We start from the raw sequence: 23,132 nt of genomic DNA on the forward strand, positions 1-23,132 counted from the left end.
TTCGTACTTATCATGGAATGAAGGGAGCAGGGTATGAGTGACATTGTCTATTTAACGCTGAGTGGGGAGTTTCAAGGTAATATATCTACTGGGTGTGGAACTCAAAAATCTGTCGGAAACCGATATCAACTTGGACATGAAGATCAGATCTTCATTTTTAGCCTGATGCAAAGCACCACAAGCACGGGTGCTGGTGCAAACCATCTGGGAATTCGATTTTGCAAAACGCTGGATAAAAGTTCGCCGCTGTTATCTAACGCGATTAATAACAATGAATCGCTGAATATGGTTTTTGATATTTATCGTGTCAATCGTTATGGCCGAATGGAAAAGTATTATGTAATTGAAGTTCGTGGTGCAAGATTAAATAGCATTCAGTTCCAGATGCAGGAGAATACTTTAGACTATGAATATATTTCTGCTGATTATGATTATATTCGTTGTTGCCACCTTGCGGCAGGCACGGAGTTTGACCATCTGGTGACGCCGGAAAACTACCAGCGGCTATTCCCACCTGCACCTGTTCTGCCTGAACCCAAACCACCCGAAGAGCCTGTTGTGCGGCGCGTGACATTGGTGCTGGGGATCTTTTTTGATGGGACGGGAAATAATGCGGTGAATACGGGGAATATGCTGGCGGCGTGTTCGGCGGAGCACTTTGATATTGAGAGTCTGGATGCGGAAAGTATTGTTAAGCGAAATGTTTCAGAAAAGATGGGGATCAGCGGGACGGGGGCAACAAGTCATTCAGGGTACTATACGAATATTCATTGGTTAAGTGAATTGTATCTTCGAGCAGTTTCTGATAATGGCGATTATCTTCAATACGCAATATACATTGAAGGAATAGGAACCAAAGCTGGTAAACCTGACAGTGTGATTGGAATGGGATTGGGGGTTGCGGGCAGCGGAGTGATCTCGAAGACGGATGATGCTGTTGGAAGACTTACGGCAGAAATAGCGACGTCTTTACGATTGTTGAAGGGGAATTACGTTATTGATGATTTGTTGTTTGATATTTTTGGCTTTAGCCGTGGTGCGGCAGCTGCACGTCATTTCGCCAACCGAATTCAGCCCGAGGATGGCGCTATTGTTAACGCGATTAAAGTGGGAATGGAGGGCTATACCTATAGTGGCGCACCAGCAGGTAAAACCCGTTTTATCGGAATTTTTGATACCGTTGCAGCTATCGGTACTCCCACCAATGGACTCAACCCACATAGCGCCGACACAGGTGGGGTCAATCTTTCTCTGCGCCCCGGCGTGGCCCAGAAGGTATTCCATATCACCGCGCAGCACGAGTGCCGTTATAACTTTGCGCTTAATAGTATCTCTCCTGCCTGGCCAGAGTTATCGCTGCCGGGTGTACATTCTGATATTGGCGGCGGCTACCTGCCGCAGACCCGCGAAGATCTTTTTCTCACTCGCCCACTGGTGGAAACGCTGCCCGCCGACCAACCGAAAGGGCGTTCACGCGTCTATCGACAGACAATAGCGCAGCTGCCGATATTAGAACGCTCAGCCACTATTGCGCCCCTTATTCGCACTAACAACATTACGCCTGAGGTCTGGGAAGATGAGTTTGCACCCAACGATCGATACGGACAGATGCAAAAACGCAGTTTTGCTGCTCTGACGCTGCGTCAGCGAATCGTAAAGCATGATTGGTCGATGGTTACGCTGCGGGTGATGATCGATGCGGCGAAAGAGGCGGGTGTTTTATTCGATGATGTTGAGCGCAAAAAAGGGACGGAACTGCCTGCTGCGCTTGATGATTTTTGTCAGAAAGCTATTGCAATGGGTAAAGCGGCTCGAACCAAAGCACCTACTCCGCAGTTTAGCCCTGAGGAAATAGACATTATTGCTGAGTTATATACCCACTGTTCTGCGAACTGGAATGCCGTTGCTGTCAATCAGGATGGGAATATAACAGGGGGTGCTGCAGTCTCTGAGAGCGTGAGCTTTGTTAATCGACCTGACGAAGAGTGGATCCGAACGGTGTATAACATGGATGGAGTAAAACAATGAGCCTCGCAAAAACTTTAATACTAGTACTGCTTCTGATTGCAGGCTGCAGCCAGCCGAAAATTCACCCTTTACAATCAAAACAGGCGGCTACTGGTGATTGGTCTTTGCCCTACGGAAAATGGAGTTTTTCTTTTATCACCCCCTGGCAACTTCCCGCAGATGTGACTCATGTCAGAGTACTTGATACTGACGGCTATCTATACATTTTCCGTATGCTAGATCCAACATCCCGGGATCCCAATTCGGCTACTGCCTGGACAACAACGCCACATGGCGGCGGCGTTAATTTTAATAAAGTGAAAATGCCGCCTCAGTACATGATCTTCTGCTGGGACTCCTTTATCGACAAGAAAACCTACGAAACCAGCGTGCTGTTTTCCCCTGCCACGTGGCAGCGTATGAAGACACCTGCCGAGCACTTGTTCCGGGGCAAGGTTCTCTGGTACGACAATATGCTATTCGGCCTGTCACCTGGCGGCAACGTGAGGATCTGGTTGCCGGATGGGGGAGCTTATCCAGCTCCGGTTGTCACTCCGCAAAAAATCAGCACCGTTTCAGGCGCTGATCTCACCCTCTGCAAACAGGAAGACCCCGACAGTGATTTCCTGCGTAAATATCGCTACTCCCAGGAGATAAAAGACGGGATGAAAGGGAAAACGTATCCCTATGGTGAGTGGTGATGACAAGGATGGAAAAACAATGAACCTGACAAGAATGCTGATACTGGTGCTGTTTCTGATTGCTGGCTGCAACCAGCCCAAAACGCGACCTTTACAGTCTGAAGAAGCAGCTAACGGCGACTGGTCTTTGCCCTATGGTAAATGGAGTTTCTCTTTTATCACGCCCTGGCAACTCCCTGCCGAGGTGACGCACGTAAGAGTGCTTGATACTGATGGTTATCTGTACATTTTTCGGATGCTTGATCAAACATCGAGAGACCCCAATTCAGTCACAACCTGGACCACAAAACCGCATGGTGGCAGCGTAAATTTCAACCTCGTAAAAATGCCGCCACAGTATATGATTTTCTGCTGGGACTCCTTTATTGACAGGAAAACCTACCAGACCAATGTAATGTTTTCCCCCGCCACGTGGCAGCGGATGAAGGCTCCCGCTAACCATACACGTCCTTCTGGTGAACCTATCTGGTATCACAATATGCTGTTTGGCCTGTCACCCGGCGGTAAGGTGAGAACCTGGTTCCCGGACGTCGGTAGTCATCCCGCGATCCCTTTTACACCCTATAAAATAAGCACCGTTTCAGGCGCTGATCTCACCCTCTGCAAACAGGAAGACCCCGACAGTGATTTCCTGCGTAAATATCGCTACTCCCAGGAGATAAAAGACGGGATGAAAGGGAAAACGTATCCCTATGGTGAGTGGTGATAACAAGGATGAAAAATATGATGATTCTGGCAAGAACGCTGATACTGGTGCTACCTCTACTCACCGGCTGCAGCCAGCCTAAAATTCTCCCGTTGCAATCAAAACAGGCTGCCAGCGGTGACTGGTCATTACCTTACGGCAAATGGAGTTTTTCTTTTATCAGCCCCTGGCAATTACCTGCCCGGGTGAGGCACGTAAGAGTACTCGATACCGACGGCTATCTGTACATTTTCCGTATGCTCGATCCTACATCCCGCGATCCTAACTCAGTCACAACCTGGACGAAAAAACCGCATGGTGGTGGTGCCGATTTGAATCTTGTAAAAATGCCGCCGCAGTACATGATCTTCTGCTGGGACTCCTTGATCGACAGGAAAACCTACGAAACCAGCGTGCTATTTTCTCCCGCCACGTGGCAGCGAATGAAGACTCCGGCTAACCATACACGTCCTTCTGGTGAACCTATCTGGTATCACAATATGCTGTTTGGCCTGTCACCCGGCGGCAAGGTGAGAACCTGGTTCCCGGATGTCGGCAGCCATCCCGCGATCCCTTTTACACCCTATAAAATCAGCACCGTTTCAGGCGCGGATCTCACCCTCTGCAAACAGGAAGGTGCCGACCGCGAATTCCTGCGCAAGTACCGCTACTCCCAGGAGATAGAAGACGGGATGAAAGGGAAAACGTATCCCTATGGTGAGTGGTGATGACAAGGATGGAAAAACAATGAACCTCACAAGAACGCTGATACTGGTGCTGCTTCTACTCGCAGGCTGCAGCCAGCCGAAAATTCACCCTTTACAATCAAAACAGGCGGCCAGTGGTGATTGGTCTTTGCCCTACGGCAAATGGAGTTTTTCTTTTATCACCCCCTGGCAACTACCTGCTCGGGTGAGGCACGTAAGGGTGCTTGATACAGACGGATATTTGTATGTTTTCCGTATGCTAGATCCAACATCCCGGGATCCCAATTCGGTTACTGCCTGGACAACAACGCCACATGGTGGCGGCGTGAATTTTAATAAAGTGAAAATGCCACCGCAGTATATGATTTTCTGCTGGGACTCCTTTATTGACAGGAAAACCTACCAGACCAGTGTGATGTTTTCTCCTGCAACATGGCAGCGTATGAAGACCCCCGCCGAGCATCTGTTTCGGGGCAAGGTTCTCTGGTACGACAATATGCTGTTTGGTCTTTCACCGGGAGGCCATGTCAGGATCTGGTTCCCGGATGGGGGCTCATACCCGGCCCCCATTGTCACCCCACACAAAATCAGCACCGTTTCAGGCGATGCTCTCACTCTCTGCAAACAGGAAGGTGCAGACGGAGAATTCCTACGTAAATACCGCTACTCCCAGGAGATAAAAGACGGGATGAAGGGGAAAACGTATCCCTATGGTGAGTGGTGATGACAAGGATGGAAAAACAATGAACCTCACAAGAACGCTGATACTGGCGCTGCTCCTGATTGCAGGCTGCAGCCAGCCGAAAATTCACCCTTTACAATCAAAACAGGCGGCCAGTGGTGATTGGTCTTTGCCCTACGGAAAATGGAGTTTTTCTTTTATCACCCCCTGGCAACTACCTGCTCGGGTGAGGCACGTAAGGGTGCTTGATACAGACGGCTATCTGTACATTTTCCGTATGCTCGATAAGACTGCTCAGGATCCCAATTCAGTCATAACCTGGACAACAAAACCGCATGGTGGCAGCGTAAACTTCAACCTCGTAAAAATGCCGCCGCAATACATGATTTTCTGCTGGGACTCCTTTATCGACAGGAAAACTTACGAAACCAGCGTGCTGTTTTCCCCCGCCACGTGGCTGCGTATGAAGACCCCCGCCGAGCACCTGTTCCGGGGCAAGATTCTCTGGTACGACAATATGTTGTTTGGTCTTTCACCGGGAGGCCACGTGAGGATCTGGTTCCCGGATGGGGGCTCATACCCGGCCCCCATTGTCACCCCACACAAAATCAGCACCGTTTCAGGCGATGCTCTCACTCTCTGTAAACAGGAAGGTGCAGACGGAGAATTCCTACGTAAATACCGCTACTCCCAGGAGATAGAAGACGGGATGAAGGGGAAAACGTATCCGTACGGCGAGTGGTAACATTATTGCCAGGATAGCCTGAGGAATCAGGCTATCCTGCTTTCTGGCTAAGCCTTCACCCGCGCCATAAAATACGCATCCACATACTCCCCATTACGCAGCCCATATTTCCGCCCCGTGCCTTCAATCTCAAACCCATGCTTCTGGTAAACCGCCACCGCCGGTGCGTTATCGACAAACACCGTGAGCTCAATGCGGTCGACGCGCAGCCAGTTGTCGCACATATCAATCATGGTACGCATCAGCGCGCTGGCGACGCCGCGGTTCTGCCAGCGGGTGTCGACGCAGATACCGAAATCGGCGACGTGGCTGCGGCGAGGGCGCTGGGCAACGGCGATGCAGAGGTGCCCAACCACCTGCTCACCGATGCAGGCGACGAGCTGTTTGATGCCGGGCTGGTCGGCTAGCCGCTCTTGCCACATATGGTTGGAAGGATGAGGGACCTGTAGCGTGTTGTGATACACCTCCGGCTGGGCGTGGATCTGACGGATTGCGTCGTAATCTTCAGGTTCAGCGTGGCGGATCACTATGTCACTCATTCTTCATTTCCTTGGTGGGTTAAAAGTCCCTTTTAACATCATTGATTTTGAAATGTGCGTCAATTGGCTTTTTTTGCAAAAAACGTTGGACAAGTGCGAATGAGAATGATTATTATTGTCCTGCATTCAGGGCGTCCTTGCGGAGAACCTGAAAGCACGACATTGCTCACATTGCTTCCAGTATTACTTTAGCCAGCTATTAGCTGGCTTTTTTTTGTCTGCAGTTGCGCTATGGTGTTCAGCAACCATTTCAAAAGGACTGAACCATGACTCTGCACTGCGCCTTTATCGGCTTTGGCAAAAGCGCCACCCGCTACCATCTTCCTTATGTCCTCGAACGTAAAGCCGACTGGCACGTCGCCCATATCTATCGCCGCAGCCCGAAGCCGGATGAGCAGGCGCCGCAGTATGCGCATATCCATTTCACCAGCGAGCTGGACGATATTCTGAACGACCCGCAGGTGAAGCTGGTGGTGGTCTGTACCCATGCCGATAGCCACTTCGAGTACGCCAAAAAGGCGCTGGAAGCGGGCAAGAACGTGCTGGTGGAAAAGCCGTTCACCCCAACGCTTGCCGAAGCTAACACACTGTTTGCGCTGGCGAAAAGCAAGGGGCTGACGGTGTCACCGTATCAGAACCGTCGCTTTGACTCCTGCTTCCTGACCGCCAAAAAAGCCATTGAGAGCGGCAAGCTGGGTGAGATTGTGGAAGTGGAAAGCCACTTTGATTACTACCGCCCGGAATCGCCAACCCAGCCGGGCCGCCCGCAGGACGGCGCATTTTACGGCCTGGGCGTGCATACCATGGACCAGATTATCTCCTTGTTTGGCCGCCCGGATCACGCCTCCTACGACATCCGCAGCCTGCGTAACCCGGCCAACCCGGACGACACCTTTGAAGCGCAGATCTACTACGGCAACCTGAAAGCGATTGTCAAAACCAGCCACCTGGTGAAAATCGACTACCCGAAATTTATCGTTCACGGCACCAAAGGGTCGTTTGTGAAATACGGTATCGACCAGCAGGAAACCAGCCTGAAAGCGGGCATTATGCCGGGCGATGCGAACTTCGCGGCCGACGACTCCGTCTCTTATCTGGAGTACGTTAACGACGCAGGCGACACGGTGAAAGAGCAGTGGCGAGCGGAGCGCGGTGACTACGGTCGCGTATACGATGCGCTGTACCAGACGCTGACAAACGGCACGCCGAATTTCGTCAAGGAAACTGAGGCTCTGACCAATATGGAACTGCTCGAACGGGCCTTTGAGCAGCCAGCTCCTGCCACCATAAGCCTCGCCAAATAAGCAAACATGGCTCCTCCGTTCTTGTTCATATTTTTTGAACAGAGGAGTCAATTTTCACCCACTATCATCCTGACCGGTTTACGTCCAAACTTGTTTCATCGAAAACATGAGGGGGTAAAAAATGATTTTCTTACGCAAAGCAAATGAACGTGGACATGCGAATCATGGTTGGCTGGATTCCTGGCATACCTTCTCGTTTGCCGATTACTACGATCCGAATTACATGGGCTTCTCGGCACTGCGCGTGATTAACGATGACGTGATTGACGCCGGCCAGGGCTTCGGTACTCACCCGCACAAAGACATGGAAATCCTGACCTACGTTCTGGAAGGCGCCGTTGAGCACCAGGACAGCATGGGCAATAAAGAGCAGGTTCCGGCGGGCGAGTTCCAGATTATGAGTGCGGGTACCGGTATTCGTCACTCTGAGTACAACCCGAGCGCCACCGATAAGCTGCACCTGTACCAGATCTGGATCATTCCAGAAAAAACCGGCATCACGCCGCGTTACGAACAGCGCCGCTTCGACGCCCTGCAGGGCAAACAGCTGGTGCTGTCACCGGATGCCCGTGAAGGCTCGCTGAAGGTGTACCAGGATATGGAGCTGTACCGTTGGGCGCTGGCGAAAGGCGAACAGTCGGTGCACCAGATTGCCGCTGACCGCCGCGTGTGGATTCAGGTAGTCAAAGGCGAAGTGAGTATCAACGGCACCAAAGCCACCACCAGTGATGGCCTGGCCATCTGGGACGAGCAGGCAATTTCCGTTCACGCGGATAGCGAAAGTGAAATTTTACTCTTCGATCTGCCGCCAGTTTGATCCGGCTTAAATAAATCGCGCAACCTCCCTAATCTTGCGGGGAGGTTGCGCCATCTCCGTGGTAAACTTCAGCAATATTTCACCTTTGCTTACCTCCGGACGATGAAAAAGAAAAGACCCGTACTTCAGGATGTTGCCGATCGCGTTGGCGTAACCAAAATGACGGTTAGCCGTTTTCTCCGTAACCCGGAACAGGTTTCCGTGGCGTTACGTGGCAAAATTGCGGCGGCTCTTGATGATTTGGGTTATATCCCCAACCGGGCGCCCGATATTCTCTCCAACGCCACCAGCCGCGCTATTGGCGTGCTGCTGCCATCGTTAACCAACCAGGTTTTTGCTGAAGTGCTGCGCGGCGTAGAAAGCGTCACCGATGCTCACGGCTATCAGACTATGCTGGCGCACTACGGCTACAAACCGGAAATGGAGCAGGAACGTCTGGAGTCGATGCTCTCCTGGAACATTGACGGTCTGATTCTCACCGAACGTACCCACACTCCCCGCACCCTGAAGATGATTGAAGTCGCCGGGATCCCGGTGGTGGAGCTGATGGACAGCCAGTCACCGTGCCTCGACATCGCCGTGGGCTTTGATAACTTCGAAGCGGCGCGCCAGATGACGGCGGCGATTATTGCCCGCGGTCATCGTCACATTGCCTATTTAGGCGCACGTCTCGACGAACGTACTATCATCAAACAGAAGGGCTACGAGCAGGCGATGCTCGACTCGGGCCTGATACCGTACAGCGTGATGGTAGAGCAGTCGTCCTCCTATACTTCCGGCATCGAACTGATGCGCCAGGCGCGACGTGAGTTCTCCAACCTGGATGGTATTTTCTGTACCAACGATGACCTGGCGGTCGGCGCGGCGTTTGAGTGCCAGCGCCTTGGGCTGCGCATTCCTGACGACATCGCGATTGCCGGTTTCCACGGCCACGACATCGGCCAGGTGATGGAGCCGCGTCTTGCCAGCGTGCTGACCCCGCGTGAACGCATGGGGCGCATCGGCGCAGAGCGTCTGCTGGCGCGCATTCGCGGTGAAGTGGTTACGCCAAAAATGTTAGATTTAGGTTTCACTTTGTCACCGGGCGGATCTATTTAGCCCTAACAAGTTTGAACTAGATCACACATATTCACTTAGAATTCACTTCCGGCACGAATGGTTATTGCTTATCCACTTGCCCGGCAGGACAATGTTACCGATAACTGTTACCCGTAACAATTTCCCAAATCTAATTGCCAGTGCCCAACAGGAGGACGCCTTGAGCACGACTAACCACGATCACCATGTCTATGTACTGATGGGCGTATCCGGCAGCGGTAAATCCGCCGTCGCCAGCGAAGTCGCACACCGTCTGAACGCCGCGTTCCTTGACGGCGACTTCCTGCACCCACGCAGCAATATCGTCAAAATGTCCTCCGGCGAACCGCTGAACGACGACGATCGCAAACCGTGGCTGCAGGCGCTGAACGACGCGGCTTTCGCGATGCAGCGCACCAACAAAGTCTCGCTGATTGTCTGCTCGGCGCTGAAAAAAGCGTACCGCGACATTCTGCGTGAAGGTAACCCGAACCTCTCCTTCGTCTACCTGAAAGGGGATTTCGAGGTGATTGAGAGCCGCCTGAAGGCGCGTAAAGGTCACTTCTTCAAAACTCAAATGCTGGTCACTCAGTTTGAAACCCTGCAAGAGCCGGGTGCTGAAGAACGCGATGTCCTGGTGGTTGATATCGATCAGCCGCTGGAAGGCGTTATCGACAGCACGATTGAGGTGATCAACAAAGGCCGTGCCGCGTGACAACTTTAACGCTTGTTTTAACCGCAGTTGGCTCCGTTCTGCTGCTGCTGTTTTTAGTCATGAAGGCGCGTATGCACGCCTTCCTGGCTTTGATGGTGGTGTCTATTGGTGCAGGGCTTTTCTCCGGTATGCCGTTGATTAAAATCGCGGAAACCATGGAGAAAGGGATGGGCGGCACGCTGGGCTTCCTGGCGATTGTCGTGGCGCTTGGCGCGATGTTTGGCAAGATTCTGCATGAAACCGGCGCGGTCGATCAGATTGCCGTCAAGATGCTGAAATCGTTCGGCCATAGCCGTGCACACTACGCGATTGGTATTGCCGGTCTTATCTGCGCGCTGCCGCTGTTCTTTGAAGTGGCGATCGTGCTGCTGATTAGCGTCGCGTTCTCAATGGCGCGCCACACCGGGACGAACCTGGTGAAGCTGGTGATCCCTCTGTTCGCGGGCGTTGCTGCCGCAGCGGCGTTCCTGCTGCCGGGGCCTGCACCGATGCTGCTGGCCTCCCAGATGCACGCTGACTTTGGCTGGATGATTCTGATTGGCCTGTGTGCGGCGATCCCGGGGATGATTATTGCCGGTCCGCTGTGGGGCAACTTTATCAGCCGCTACGTTGAGCTGAACATTCCTGATGACATCACTGAGCCGCACCTTGGCGAAGGTAAAATGCCATCCTTCGGCTTTAGCCTGGCGCTGATTCTGCTGCCGCTGGTGCTGGTCGGTCTGAAAACTATTGCCGCGCGTTTCGTGCCGGTGGGGTCGGAAACCTACGAATGGTTCGAGTTCATCGGTCACCCGTTCACCGCGATCCTGATTGCCTGCCTGGTGGCTATCTATGGTCTGGCGTTCCGTCAGGGCATGGAAAAAGACAAGGTGATGGCAATTTGCGGCGCGGCGCTGCAGCCTGCGGGGATTATCCTGCTGGTGATTGGTGCCGGTGGCGTGTTCAAACAGGTGCTGGTGGATTCCGGCGTTGGCCCGGCGTTAGGCGAAGCCCTGACCGGGATGGGCCTGCCGATTGCGCTGACCTGCTTCATCCTGGCTGCGGCGGTACGTATCATTCAGGGTTCCGCCACGGTGGCGTGTTTGACCGCGGTTGGCCTGGTGATGCCGGTGATTGAACCGCTGCACTACAGCGGTGCGCAGCTGGCAGCGCTCTCTATCTGTATCGGCGGCGGTTCTATCGTGGTGAGCCACGTCAACGACGCGGGCTTCTGGCTGTTCGGTAAGTTTACCGGCGCTACCGAAGCGCAGACGCTGAAAACCTGGACCATGATGGAAACCATCCTGGGAACGGTCGGCGCCATTATCGGTATGATTGCGTTTACGCTGTTGAGCTGACGGCTTCCCGGCGTCGCATACGCTCGGCCGGGCTACTTGCGCGGTAGCCCGGCCGAGCATAGCGACGCCGGGGCAGCACCGAACTAACCTTTTATCCCTTCATCCACATCCGAATGCCGTCCAGGAACATCTGGGTCGCCATCATCACCAGAATCAAGCCCATCAGACGCTCCAGCGCGTTCACCCCTTTCTCACCGAGCAGGCGCAGGAACAGCGACGACTGCAGCAAAATCACTACCGTACCGCCCCAGGCGATCAGCAGCGCAATCACCAAATGCGACAAATTATTCGGATACTGGTGCGAAAGCAGCATTAAGGTTGCCAACAGCGTTGGCCCCGCCACTAATGGAATCGCGAGCGGCACAATAAACGGTTCTTCACCTGCCGGTAGCCCAGAACTATTTCCGGTGGCGCTAGGGAAAATCATCTTGATGGCAATCAGGAATAAAATGATGCCACCGGAGATGGAAACCGTCTCAGCGCGCAGGTTTAAAAACGCCAGAATCTTCTCGCCGGCGAAGAGAAAAATCAGCATGAGTAGAAGTGCGATTAAAAGCTCACGTATCATGATCGCCTTGCGGCGCTTGGGTTCCGTGTGTTTTAGCACCGACATAAAAATGGGCAAATTTCCCAGTGGATCCATAATCAGGATCAATAAAACTGCGGCGGAAAAGATTTCACTCATCACTCAAATTCCCTGATAATTATTACGGACTTTCTGCTCTACGCATCACTCTGACCGCGTACTGTGGTAGGAGGAAATGCGTCCCCTATGGATGAGGGGATAAGTTGCACTTCTGATTGCTAAGCAATCATTGATTAATTTTGCTTGCGACTTTAGCTGCATTTTGTAATGTGAGGGGATGCCTGGGGCACTTATTCACATATACAGCACATATATCTGCAGGAAAACACGCTATGAAAAATGTTGGTTTTATCGGTTGGCGCGGAATGGTCGGCTCTGTCCTCATGCAACGCATGGTAGAAGAGCGCGATTTTGACGCCATTCGCCCCGTCTTCTTCTCCACTTCCCAGTTAGGGCAAGCTGCGCCAAGCTTCGGCGGCAGCGCAGGTGGCAAGCTTCAGGATGCTTTCGATCTTGAAGCGCTGAAGGCGCTCGACATTATTGTCACCTGTCAGGGCGGCGATTATACCAACGAAATCTATCCTAAGCTGCGTGAAAGCGGTTGGCAGGGTTACTGGATTGACGCGGCCTCTTCGCTGCGTATGGAAAATGATGCCATCATCATTCTCGACCCGGTAAACCAGCAGGTCATTACCGATGGCCTGAACAACGGCGTGAAAACCTTCGTGGGCGGTAACTGCACCGTTAGCCTGATGCTGATGTCCCTCGGCGGCCTGTTTGCCAACGACCTGGTAGAGTGGGCCTCGGTGGCAACCTATCAAGCGGCCTCCGGCGGCGGCGCGCGCCATATGCGCGAACTGCTGACCCAGATGGGCCAGCTGCATCATCACGTCGCCAACGAACTGGCTGACCCGGCTTCCGCTATCCTCGAGATCGAGCGCAAGGTCACCACCCTGACTCGCAGCGGCGATCTGGCGGTGGATAACTTCGGCGTTCCGCTGGCGGGCAGCCTGATTCCGTGGATCGACAAACAGCTTGATAACGGCCAGAGCCGCGAAGAGTGGAAAGGTCAGGCTGAGACCAACAAAATCCTCGCCACCTCTTCCGTGATCCCGGTTGACGGCCTCTGCGTGCGCGTTGGTGCGCTGCGCTGCCACAGCCAGGCATTCACGCTGAAATTGAAAAAAGATATTTCCATAAGTTCTGTAGAGGAATTACTGGCCGCGCACAACCCGTGGGCGAAAGTCATTCCTAACGACCGTGAAATTACCATGCGTGAACTGACGCCTGCGGCGGTCACCGGTACGCTGACCACGCCTGTCGGGCGTTTGCGCAAACTGAACATGGGGCCGGAGTATCTGTCAGCGTTCACCGTTGGCGACCAGCTTCTGTGGGGCGCAGCGGAGCCGCTGCGTCGTATGCTACGCCAGCTGGCGTAAACATTTGTTAATCGATGAGGGGTGGCGAACCACCCCTTTTTTTTGCGTAATACAAGGAGTAAACGCAGTAATGTTAATTTTTCTCTCAGGAGTCAGGTAAAGCGTTGACTATGCTTTAATCAAGGTCTGTTGCCTTGACTGAAGGTTGAACGGAGCCGAGAGAGCACACAACTTTGTGCTGCACCGTTCAGGTCACAAAATGTCGCCATTTACAGTGGATTGAGGCGATACAAAAACTAAGGATGATGAAGCATGTCTGATCGTGTTGATAGAGACGTGATTAATGCGTTGATCGCAGGCCATTTTGCAGACCCCTTTTCCGTACTGGGTATGCACCGAACGGAAGCGGGACTGGAAGTCCGTGCACTGTTACCCGACGCGACCGATGTTTGGGTGATTGAACCTAAAACCGGGCGTAAAGTCGGCAAGCTGGATTGCGTGGACTCACGTGGTTTCTTTTGTGGCGTTCTGCCGCGTCGTAAAAATTTCTTCCGTTATCAGTTGGCTGTCGTCTGGCATGGCCAACAGAACCTCATTGACGATCCTTACCGCTTTGGCCCATTGCTCCAGGAATTGGACATATGGCTGCTGTCTGAAGGTACCCACCTGCGCCCCTACGAAAAGCTGGGCGCGCATGCGGATACCATGGACGGCGTTACCGGTACGCGCTTTGCCGTCTGGGCGCCAAACGCCCGCCGGGTGTCGGTAGTCGGTCAGTTCAACCACTGGGACGGTCGCCGCCACCCGATGCGCCTGCGTCAGGAAACGGGGATTTGGGAGCTGTTCATCCCGGGAGCGCACAACGGTCAGCTGTACAAATTCGAGATGATCGATGCCCGCGGTTCGCTGCGGATTAAAGCCGATCCCTATGCGTTCGAAGCCCAAATGCGTCCGGAAACGGCCTCGCTGATTTGTGGCTTACCGCCGAAGGTTGAGCAGAGCGAAGCCCGCAAAAAGGCCAACCAGTTCGATGCCCCAATCTCTATCTACGAGGTGCATCTGGGCTCCTGGCGTCGTCATACCGACAACAACTACTGGCTGAGCTATCGCGAACTGGCAGAACAGCTGGTGCCGTACGCCAAATGGATGGGCTTCACCCATCTGGAGCTGCTGCCGGTAAACGAACATCCGTTCGACGGCAGCTGGGGCTATCAGCCTACCGGGCTGTACGCGCCGACCCGCCGTTTCGGTACCCGCGAAGATTTCCGCTACTTTATCAACGCCGCGCACGCCGCGGGCCTGAACGTGATCCTCGACTGGGTGCCAGGGCACTTCCCGTCGGATGATTTCGCGCTGGCCGAGTTTGACGGCACCAACCTGTACGAGCACAGCGACCCGCGCGAAGGCTACCATCAGGACTGGAATACCCTGATTTACAACTATGGCCGCCGTGAAGTGAGCAACTTCCTGGTCGGCAACGCATTGTACTGGGTAGAGCGCTTCGGTATTGATGCGCTGCGCGTTGATGCGGTGGCATCAATGATTTACCGCGACTACAGTCGTAAAGAGGGCGAATGGATCCCGAACGAGTTCGGCGGCCGCGAAAACCTCGAAGCGATTGAGTTCCTGCGTCAGACCAACCGCGTGTTGGGCGAGCAGGTTCCCGGTGCGGTGAGCATGGCGGAAGAGTCGACCGACTTTGCGGGCGTTTCACGTCCATCCGACATGGGCGGTCTGGGTTTCTGGTTTAAGTGGAACATGGGCTGGATGCACGACACCCTGGACTACATGAAGCTCGACCCGATTCACCGCCAGTACCATCACGACAAAATGACCTTCGGCATGCTCTATAACTACACGGAAAACTTCGTGTTGCCGTTGTCGCATGACGAAGTGGTTCACGGTAAGAAATCCATCCTGGACCGTATGCCGGGCGATGCGTGGCAGAAGTTTGCCAACCTGCGCGCCTACTACGGCTGGATGTTCGCCTTCCCGGGCAAAAAGCTGCTGTTTATGGGCGATGAATTTGCTCAGGGCCGCGAATGGAACTTTGACGGCAGCCTCGACTGGCATCTGCTGGAAGGCGACGACAACTGGCATAACGGGGTACAGCGCCTGGTGCGTGACCTCAACCATACCTATCGTCACCACAAAGCGATGCACGAGCTGGACTTTGATCCGTACGGTTTTGAATGGCTGGTGGTCGACGACAGCGCCCGCTCGGTGTTCGCTTTTGTCCGTCGCGACAAAGCGGGCAACGAAGTGATTGTGGTCAGCAACTTTACGCCAGTGCCGCGCCAGGGTTACCGCTTTGGCATTAACCAGCCGGGCCGCTGGCGCGAAGTGCTCAACACCGACTCCGCCCATTACCACGGCAGCAACGCCGGGAATGGCGGTCTGGTGCAGAGCGAAGCGATTGAAAGCCATGGCCGCGCGCAGTCATTGAGTCTGACGCTGCCGCCGCTGTCGACCATCTGGTTAGTTCGGGAAGGGGATTAAACATGAGCCAACTCGCAGCAGGGAAACCCGCGCCGCTCGGCGCAAGCTATGACGGTGAGGGCGTAAATTTTACGCTCTTCTCGGCGCATGCAGAGCGGGTCGAACTGTGCGTGTTTGACGCGCAGGGTACGGAGACACGCTATGACTTACCCGCCCGCAGCGGCGACGTCTGGCATGGCTATCTTCCCCACGCGCGTCCTGGCTTACGTTACGGCTACCGGGTGCACGGCCCGTGGGATCCGCAGCAGGGGCACCGGTTTAACCCGGCGAAGCTGCTGCTGGACCCATGCTGTTTCTGCGCCGAGGGCGACCCGGACGACTCCCCGCATTTTCACGGCGGTTACGACGAGCCGGACGACCGCGATACCGCAGCGATTGCACCGAAATCGGTGGTCGTCGACCTGACCTACGACTGGCAAGACGATGCTGCCCCGCGCACCGCGTGGGGCAAAACCGTGATCTACGAAGCGCACGTCAAAGGGCTGACCTATCGCCACCCAGGGCTTCCGGAGTCTATCCGCGGCACCTACAAAGCGCTGGGTCATCCGGTGATGATTGCCTACCTCAAACGTCTTGGTATTACCGCGCTGGAGTTAATGCCGGTGGCGCATTTCGCCAGCGAGCAGCGCTTGCAGCGTATGGGGCTGAGAAACTATTGGGGTTACAACCCGCTGGCGACGTTTGCGCTGGCACCGCGTTACGCCAGCGCGCCTGAGCATGCGCTGGATGAGTTTCGCGATGTGGTCAAAGCGCTGCACAAAGCCGGTATTGAAGTGATCCTCGATGTGGTGTTGAACCACAGCGCCGAGCTGGATCTGCATTGCCAGACCTTCTCGCTGCGGGGGATCGATAACCGTAGCTATTATTGGTTACGGGAAGATGGTGATTATCACAACTGGACGGGCTGCGGTAATACTCTGAATCTCAGCCACCCGGGCGTCGTGGAATACGCGCGCCAGTGCCTGCGTTTCTGGGTGGATGTCTGCCACGTTGACGGTTTTCGTTTTGATTTAGCGTCGGTAATGGGCCGTACGCCGGGCTATCGGCAGGACGCGCCGCTGTTTAACGCGATCCACGATGATCCGGTGCTCTCCACGGTGAAGCTGATTGCCGAACCGTGGGACATCGGTGAAGGCGGATATCAGGTGGGGAACTTCCCACCGGTCTTCAGCGAATGGAACGACCATTTCCGGGATGCCATGCGTCGCTTCTGGCTTGAAGAGTCGCTGTCGCTGGGGGATTTTGCCCAGCGCTTCGCCGCTTCTAGCGACGTGTATGCGCATCAGGAACGTCGCCCTCGCGCGACGATAAACCTGGTGACCGCCCACGATGGCTTCACCCTGCGCGATTGTGTCAGCTTCAACGGCAAGCACAACGACGCCAACGGTGAAGAGAATCGTGACGGCACCAGCAATAACCATAGCAATAATCATGGTATCGAAGGATTGGAAGCAAACCTGGAAGTAATGGCACGTCGGCAGAAGAGCGTTCAGGCGCTGCTGACAACGCTGCTGTTATCGCAGGGAACGCCAATGTTGCTGGCCGGTGATGAACACGGTCACAGCCAGCAAGGTAACAACAATGCCTACTGTCAGGACAATACGTTGACCTGGCTCGATTGGGAAAACGCAGATGACGCGCTGACGGACTTTACCGCCGCCCTGATTCACCTGCGCCAGCAGATCCCCGCGTTGACGGACGACCGCTGGTGGCAGGAGGGCGATGGCAACGTGCGGTGGCTCAATCAGGATGCGCAACCGCTGTCTGCCGAGGAGTGGCAGCACGGTGCACGCCGAATGCAGATTCTGCTTTCCGATCGTTGGCTCATTACGCTCAATGCGACGCAAGACGCGACAAACTTGACGTTACCCGAGGGGGAATGGCGCGCCGTTCCTCCCTTCACCGACGCTGGCACGTCGGTCGTCGTGGCTGTCTGGCATGGGCCCGCGCACGGAGTGTGCGTATTTCAAAGGTCATAGTCTCTGAATTACCCGGAACCCCGCGTTATCGCGCGAGGACACCTCATAACCCGGAAGGACGAGCAACAAAAGGAGTTAATCATGGTTAGGCTAGAAAAAAACGATCCCTTAATGCTGGCTCGCCAGTTACCTATCAAATCCGTCGCCCTGATTCTGGCTGGCGGCCGCGGTACGCGACTCAAGGATCTGACCAACAAGCGGGCCAAACCCGCAGTACACTTTGGCGGTAAATTCCGCATCATCGACTTTGCGTTATCCAACTGCCTGAACTCCGGGATTCGCCGTATCGGCGTTATCACCCAGTACCAGTCCCACACGCTGGTACAGCACATCCAGCGTGGATGGTCCTTCTTCAGTGAACAGATGAACGAATTTGTGGATCTGCTGCCCGCTCAGCAGCGGATGCACGGTGAAAACTGGTATCGCGGTACCGCCGATGCGGTCACCCAGAACCTCGACATTATTCGCCGCTACAAAGCGGAGTACGTGGTTATCCTTGCCGGTGACCACATCTACAAACAAGACTACTCGCGCATGCTTATCGACCACGTCGAAAAAGGCGCGCGTTGCACCGTGGCGTGCATTCCAGTGCCCATTGAAGAGGCAACGGCGTTCGGCGTGATGGCGGTTGACGAAAACGACAAGATTATCGAATTCGTGGAAAAACCGGCTAACCCACCGGCCATGCCAGGCGACCCAACCAAGGCGTTGGCGAGCATGGGTATCTATGTCTTTGATGCCGATTATCTTTATGAGCTACTGGAACGCGACGACGTTAACGAAAACTCCAGCCACGACTTCGGCAAAGATTTAATTCCGTTAATTACCAAAGCTGGCGCGGCTTATGCACATCCATTCCCACTGTCCTGCGTGCAGTCCGACCCGCAAGCGGAACCGTACTGGCGCGATGTGGGTACGCTTGAAGCCTACTGGAAAGCGAACCTTGACCTGGCGTCGGTGACGCCTGAGCTGGATATGTACGACCAGAACTGGCCTATCCGCACGCACATGGAATCCCTGCCGCCGGCGAAGTTCGTCCAGGACCGCTCCGGCAGCCACGGCATGACCCTGAACTCGCTGGTCTCCGGCGGCTGTATTATTTCCGGTTCCGTGGTGGTGCAGTCGGTGCTGTTCCCGCGCGTGCGCGTGAACTCATTCTGTAACATTGATTCGGCAGTCTTACTGCCAGATGTCTGGGTGGGTCGTTCCTCACGCCTGCGTCGCTGCGTTATCGACAGGGCCTGTGTGATCCCAGAAGGGATGGTGATCGGTGAAGATGCGGAAGAGGATGCACGCCGCTTTTACCGCTCGGAAGAAGGGATCGTGCTGGTGACGCGCGAAATGCTGCGTCAGCTTGGCTACAAACAGGAGCGATAATGCAGGTCTTACATGTTTGTTCTGAGATGTTCCCGTTATTAAAAACGGGCGGTCTGGCGGATGTGATTGGCGCGCTGCCGGCGGCACAGATTGCCGAAGGAACCGATGCACGCGTGCTGTTACCTGCATTCCCGGATATCCGTCGCGGTATCCCGGATGCCAAAGTGGTGAGCCGTCGCGATACCTTTGCCGGGCGCATGACGCTGCTGTTTGGACATTATAACGGCGTGGGTATTTACCTGATTGATGCGCCGCATCTCTATGACCGTCCGGGGAGCCCGTATCACGACACCAATCTGAATGCTTACCCGGATAACGTGAAGCGCTTTGCGCTGCTGGGCTGGGTGGGCAGCGAAATGGCCTGCGGTCTGGATCCGTTCTGGCGTCCTGACGTGGTGCATGCTCATGACTGGCATGCGGGTCTGGCCCCGGCCTATCTGGCGGCGCGTGGTCGTCCGGCGAAGTCGGTGTTTACCGTACACAACCTGGCCTACCAGGGGCTGTTCTACGGTCACCACATGGAAGAGATTCAGCTGCCGGCTGAGTTCTTCAATATGCATGGCCTGGAGTTCCACGGACAGATTTCGTTCCTGAAAGCGGGGCTGTACTACGCCGACCACATTACGGCGGTGAGCCCGACCTATGCGCGGGAGATTACCGAACCGCAGTTCGCCTACGGGATGGAAGGGCTGCTGCGCCAGCGCCATCGGGAAGGGCGTCTGTCGGGGATCCTCAACGGCGTTGATGACAACGTCTGGAGCCCGGAAAAAGATCTGCTGCTGCCGGCAAGCTACAGCCGCGACACGCTGGAGCGGAAAGCGGAAAACAAACGTCAACTGCAAACTGCCATGGGGCTGAAGGTCGATGACGCCGCACCGCTGTTTGCAGTGGTCAGCCGCCTGACCAGCCAGAAAGGGCTGGATCTGGTGCTGGAAGCGCTGCCAGGCCTGCTGGAGCAGGGCGGACAGCTGGCGCTGCTGGGCGCGGGCGACCCGGTACTGCAGGCTGGTTTTCTTGCCGCCGCCGCGGAGCATCCGGGGCAGGTGGGCGTACAGATTGGCTATCATGAAGCGTTCTCGCACCGCATTATCGGCGGCGCGGACGTGATTCTGGTGCCGAGCCGCTTTGAGCCGTGCGGCTTAACGCAGCTTTATGGTTTGAAGTACGGCACGCTGCCGCTGGTTCGCCGTACCGGCGGCCTGGCCGACACAGTTGCGGATAGTTCGCTGGAGAACCTTGCCGATGGCATCGCCAGTGGCTTTGTGTTCGAAGACAGCAACGCCTGGTCGCTGCTCCGCGCTATCCGCCGTGCTTTCGTATTATGGTCTCGTCCGTCTCTCTGGCGCTACGTGCAGCGTCAGGCGATGAACATGGATTTTAGCTGGCAGGTTGCTGCGCACGCTTATCGTGAGCTTTATCAACGCCTGATCTAACTACGGGGATCTTAGTTATGAATGCACCTTTTTCGTATGCATCACCGACACTCAGCGTTGAGGCACTGAAGCACTCTATTGCCTACAAGCTGATGTTCACCATCGGGAAAGATCCGGCTATCGCGAACAAACACGAATGGCTGAACGCCACGTTGTTTGCCGTACGCGATCGCATGGTGGAGCGCTGGCTGCGCTCCAACCGTGCGCAGCTTTCCCAGGAAACGCGACAGGTATACTACCTGTCGATGGAGTTTTTGATTGGCCGCACGCTTTCCAATGCGCTGTTATCGTTAGGTCTGTATGACGACGTGAAAAACGCGCTGGAAGGAATGGGGTTAGATCTGGAAGAGCTGATCGACGAAGAGAATGACCCAGGGCTTGGCAACGGCGGCTTAGGCCGTCTGGCAGCCTGCTTCCTCGACTCTCTGGCGACCCTGGCGCTGCCGGGGCGCGGCTACGGCATTCGCTATGACTACGGTATGTTCAAGCAGAACATCGTCGACGGTCGACAGAAAGAGTCGCCGGACTACTGGCTGGAATACGGTAACCCATGGGAGTTCCCGCGCCATAACACGCGCTATAAGGTTCGTTTCGGCGGCCGCGTGCAGATGGAAGGCAAAACCAGCCACTGGCTGGAGACGGAAGAGATTCTGGCGGTGGCTTACGACCAGATTATCCCCGGCTACGACACCGACGCGACCAACACGCTGCGTCTGTGGAACGCCCAGGCCAGTAGCGAAATCAACCTCGGTAAGTTTAACCAGGGCGACTACTTCGCGGCGGTGGAAGATAAAAACCACTCCGAGAACGTATCCCGTGTGCTCTACCCGGATGACTCCACCTATTCCGGGCGCGAGCTGCGTCTGCGCCAGGAGTACTTCCTGGTCTCGGCGACGGTGCAGGACATTTTAAGCCGCCATTACATGTTGCATAAAACCTATGACAACCTGGCGGATAAAATTGCCATTCACCTCAACGACACCCACCCGGTACTGTCGATTCCTGAGCTGATGCGCCTGTTGATTGATGAGCACAAGTTCAGTTGGGAAGCGGCGTTCGAGGTGGCCTGTCAGGTCTTCTCCTACACCAACCACACCCTGATGAGCGAAGCGCTGGAGACCTGGCCGGTCGACATGCTGGGTAAAATCCTGCCGCGCCATTTGCAGATTATCTTCGAGATTAACGATTACTTCCTGAAGACCCTGCAGGAGCAGTACCCGAACGATACCGGGCTGCTGAGCCGCACATCGATCATCGACGAGTCTAACGGCCGTCGCGTGCGTATGGCATGGCTGGCGGTGGTGGTGAGCAAGAAGGTTAACGGCGTGTCTGAGCTGCACTCGAACCTGATGGTGCAGTCGCTGTTTGCCGACTTCGCCGCCATCTTCCCGATGCGCTTTACCAACGTGACCAACGGCGTCACCCCACGTCGTTGGCTGGCGCTGGCGAACCCGGCGCTCTCCGACGTGCTGGATGAGAATATCGGTCAGACCTGGCGTTCTGACCTGAGCCAGCTGAAAGAGCTGGAACAGCATATCGACTATCCGAAGGTGAATCAGGCGGTGCATCACGCCAAGCTTGAGAACAAAAAGCGCCTCGCCACCTTTATCGCCCAGAACCTCAACGTGGTGGTGAACCCGAACGCGCTGTTCGACGTGCAGATTAAGCGTATTCACGAGTACAAACGTCAGTTGATGAACGTGCTGCACGTGATCACCCGCTACAACCGCATCAAGGCCGACCCGGATGCGAAGTGGGTGCCGCGTGTGAATATCTTCGCTGGGAAAGCGGCTTCCGCCTACTACATGGCGAAGCACATTATCCACCTGATCAACGACGTGGCGAATGTGATCAACAACGATCCGCAGATTGGCGACAAGCTGAAAGTGGTCTTTATCCCGAACTACAGCGTGAGCCTGGCGCAGATGATCATCCCGGCGGCGGATCTCTCCGAACAGATCTCGCTGGCGGGGACTGAGGCATCCGGCACCAGTAACATGAAGTTCGCGCTCAACGGGGCGTTGACTATCGGTACGCTGGACGGCGCCAACGTCGAGATGCAGGAGCACGTCGGGGCAGAAAACTTCTTTATCTTCGGCAACACCGCTGAAGAGGTGGAAGCGCTGCGTCGTAAGGGCTACAGCCCGCGTGACTACTACGAGCAGGATGAAGAGCTGCATCAGGTGCTGACGCAAATCGGCAGCGGCGTATTCAGCCCGAGCGAACCGGGGCGCTACCGTGACCTGGTGGATTCGCTGATTAACTTCGGTGACCACTACCAGGTGCTGGCAGACTTCCGCAGCTACGTTGACTGTCAGGATAAGGTCGATGAGCTGTATCGTGAGCCAGAGCAGTGGACCAATAAAGCGATGCTCAATATCGCCAACATGGGCTACTTCTCGTCGGACCGCACGATTCAGGAGTATGCGGAGAATATCTGGCACATAGAGCCGGTGAGACTGTAAAAACGAAAACGGGGCCGATTGGCCCCGTTTTATTTCCCGGCGTCACTTCGTTCGGCCGGGCTACGGGCTACGTTTCTTTGTAGCCCGGCCAAGCGAAG

General features: G+C 55.0%; 19 protein-coding genes. 17 read left to right on the top strand and 2 right to left on the bottom strand.

The window, feature by feature from the left end:
- Nucleotides 1-33 precede the first annotated feature (33 nt).
- Genes tssD through V6944_RS05285 form a run of 6 tightly spaced genes read left to right on the top strand, consistent with a single transcriptional unit; the run spans nucleotide 34 to nucleotide 5,527 of the window.
- Nucleotides 34-2,028, top strand: coding sequence for a type VI secretion system tube protein TssD (tssD, locus tag V6944_RS05260; RefSeq protein WP_333498164.1), 1,995 nt, complete (start codon nucleotides 34-36; stop codon nucleotides 2,026-2,028).
- Nucleotides 2,025-2,708 carry a DUF2931 family protein gene (locus V6944_RS05265; RefSeq protein WP_333498165.1) on the top strand — a complete coding sequence of 228 codons (684 nt, stop codon included), beginning with the start codon at nucleotides 2,025-2,027 and terminating at the stop codon, nucleotides 2,706-2,708. The genes tssD and V6944_RS05265 overlap by 4 nt, the downstream gene beginning before the upstream one ends.
- Nucleotides 2,695-3,414: a DUF2931 family protein gene (locus V6944_RS05270; RefSeq protein WP_333498166.1), complete on the top strand. Its 720-nt coding sequence runs from the start codon at nucleotides 2,695-2,697 to the stop codon at nucleotides 3,412-3,414. Before V6944_RS05265 ends, V6944_RS05270 begins: the two co-directional genes overlap by 14 nt.
- Before the next feature lie 17 nt (nucleotides 3,415-3,431).
- Nucleotides 3,432-4,121, top strand: a complete 690-nt coding sequence (locus V6944_RS05275) for a DUF2931 family protein (RefSeq protein ID WP_333498167.1) — start codon at nucleotides 3,432-3,434, stop codon at nucleotides 4,119-4,121.
- Nucleotides 4,108-4,824 carry a DUF2931 family protein gene (locus tag V6944_RS05280; protein WP_333498168.1) on the top strand — a complete coding sequence of 239 codons (717 nt, stop codon included), beginning with the start codon at nucleotides 4,108-4,110 and terminating at the stop codon, nucleotides 4,822-4,824. The genes V6944_RS05275 and V6944_RS05280 overlap by 14 nt, the downstream gene beginning before the upstream one ends.
- Complete coding sequence (locus tag V6944_RS05285) at nucleotides 4,811-5,527, top strand: DUF2931 family protein (RefSeq protein ID WP_333498169.1); 717 nt, start codon at nucleotides 4,811-4,813, stop codon at nucleotides 5,525-5,527. Before V6944_RS05280 ends, V6944_RS05285 begins: the two co-directional genes overlap by 14 nt.
- A gap of 47 nt (nucleotides 5,528-5,574) precedes the next feature.
- On the opposite strand, the gene yhhY is transcribed toward V6944_RS05285, so the two are convergent.
- Nucleotides 5,575-6,066, bottom strand: a complete 492-nt coding sequence (gene yhhY, locus V6944_RS05290) for an N-acetyltransferase (protein WP_333498170.1) — start codon at nucleotides 6,064-6,066, stop codon at nucleotides 5,575-5,577.
- Nucleotides 6,067-6,332: 266 nt separating this feature from the next.
- Here yhhY and V6944_RS05295 point away from each other — a divergent pair, with 266 nt between their 5' ends.
- The 5 genes from V6944_RS05295 (at nucleotide 6,333) to gntU (ending at nucleotide 11,316) form a co-directional block, all read left to right on the top strand.
- Nucleotides 6,333-7,370 (top strand): oxidoreductase, encoded by a 1,038-nt coding sequence (locus V6944_RS05295; protein ID WP_333498171.1) that lies wholly within the window; start codon nucleotides 6,333-6,335, stop codon nucleotides 7,368-7,370.
- 121 nt (nucleotides 7,371-7,491) lie between these two features.
- Entirely contained in the window at nucleotides 7,492-8,187 is a 696-nt protein-coding gene (locus V6944_RS05300; protein ID WP_035892157.1) for a pirin family protein, read from the top strand.
- A gap of 102 nt (nucleotides 8,188-8,289) precedes the next feature.
- Nucleotides 8,290-9,285 carry a gluconate operon transcriptional repressor GntR gene (gene gntR, locus V6944_RS05305; RefSeq protein WP_333498172.1) on the top strand — a complete coding sequence of 332 codons (996 nt, stop codon included), beginning with the start codon at nucleotides 8,290-8,292 and terminating at the stop codon, nucleotides 9,283-9,285.
- 160 nt (nucleotides 9,286-9,445) lie between these two features.
- A complete protein-coding gene (gene gntK / locus V6944_RS05310) occupies nucleotides 9,446-9,979 on the top strand; it encodes a gluconokinase (RefSeq protein ID WP_185667347.1) in 534 nt (177 codons plus the stop codon).
- A complete protein-coding gene (gntU, locus tag V6944_RS05315) occupies nucleotides 9,976-11,316 on the top strand; it encodes a gluconate transporter (RefSeq protein ID WP_333498173.1) in 1,341 nt (446 codons plus the stop codon). The genes gntK and gntU overlap by 4 nt, the downstream gene beginning before the upstream one ends.
- Nucleotides 11,317-11,407: 91 nt before the next feature.
- Here the strand turns inward: gntU and V6944_RS05320 are convergent, their stop codons facing one another.
- The gene (locus V6944_RS05320; protein ID WP_035892151.1) at nucleotides 11,408-12,001 is read right to left on the bottom strand and encodes a YhgN family NAAT transporter; all 594 of its coding nucleotides are present in this window, start codon (nucleotides 11,999-12,001) and stop codon (nucleotides 11,408-11,410) included.
- Between the two features lie 233 nt (nucleotides 12,002-12,234).
- Between V6944_RS05320 and asd the strand changes: the two genes are divergently transcribed.
- From asd to glgP, 6 genes are all read left to right on the top strand, one after another.
- The gene (asd, locus tag V6944_RS05325; RefSeq protein ID WP_333498174.1) at nucleotides 12,235-13,341 is read left to right on the top strand and encodes an aspartate-semialdehyde dehydrogenase; all 1,107 of its coding nucleotides are present in this window, start codon (nucleotides 12,235-12,237) and stop codon (nucleotides 13,339-13,341) included.
- Between the two features lie 252 nt (nucleotides 13,342-13,593).
- Nucleotides 13,594-15,780, top strand: a complete 2,187-nt coding sequence (gene glgB / locus V6944_RS05330; RefSeq protein WP_333498175.1) for a 1,4-alpha-glucan branching enzyme — start codon at nucleotides 13,594-13,596, stop codon at nucleotides 15,778-15,780.
- A gap of 2 nt (nucleotides 15,781-15,782) precedes the next feature.
- The gene (gene glgX, locus V6944_RS05335; RefSeq protein WP_333498176.1) at nucleotides 15,783-17,759 is read left to right on the top strand and encodes a glycogen debranching protein GlgX; all 1,977 of its coding nucleotides are present in this window, start codon (nucleotides 15,783-15,785) and stop codon (nucleotides 17,757-17,759) included.
- Between the two features lie 81 nt (nucleotides 17,760-17,840).
- Entirely contained in the window at nucleotides 17,841-19,136 is a 1,296-nt protein-coding gene (glgC, locus tag V6944_RS05340) for a glucose-1-phosphate adenylyltransferase (RefSeq protein ID WP_333498177.1), read from the top strand.
- Complete coding sequence (gene glgA, locus V6944_RS05345) at nucleotides 19,136-20,569, top strand: glycogen synthase GlgA (RefSeq protein ID WP_333498178.1); 1,434 nt, start codon at nucleotides 19,136-19,138, stop codon at nucleotides 20,567-20,569. Before glgC ends, glgA begins: the two co-directional genes overlap by 1 nt.
- A gap of 17 nt (nucleotides 20,570-20,586) precedes the next feature.
- Nucleotides 20,587-23,034, top strand: coding sequence for a glycogen phosphorylase (gene glgP / locus V6944_RS05350; RefSeq protein ID WP_333498179.1), 2,448 nt, complete (start codon nucleotides 20,587-20,589; stop codon nucleotides 23,032-23,034).
- Nucleotides 23,035-23,132 lie beyond the last annotated feature (98 nt).

Source organism: Kluyvera sp. CHPC 1.2972 (assembly GCF_036759925.1).
Lineage (GTDB): Bacteria > Pseudomonadota > Gammaproteobacteria > Enterobacterales > Enterobacteriaceae > Kluyvera.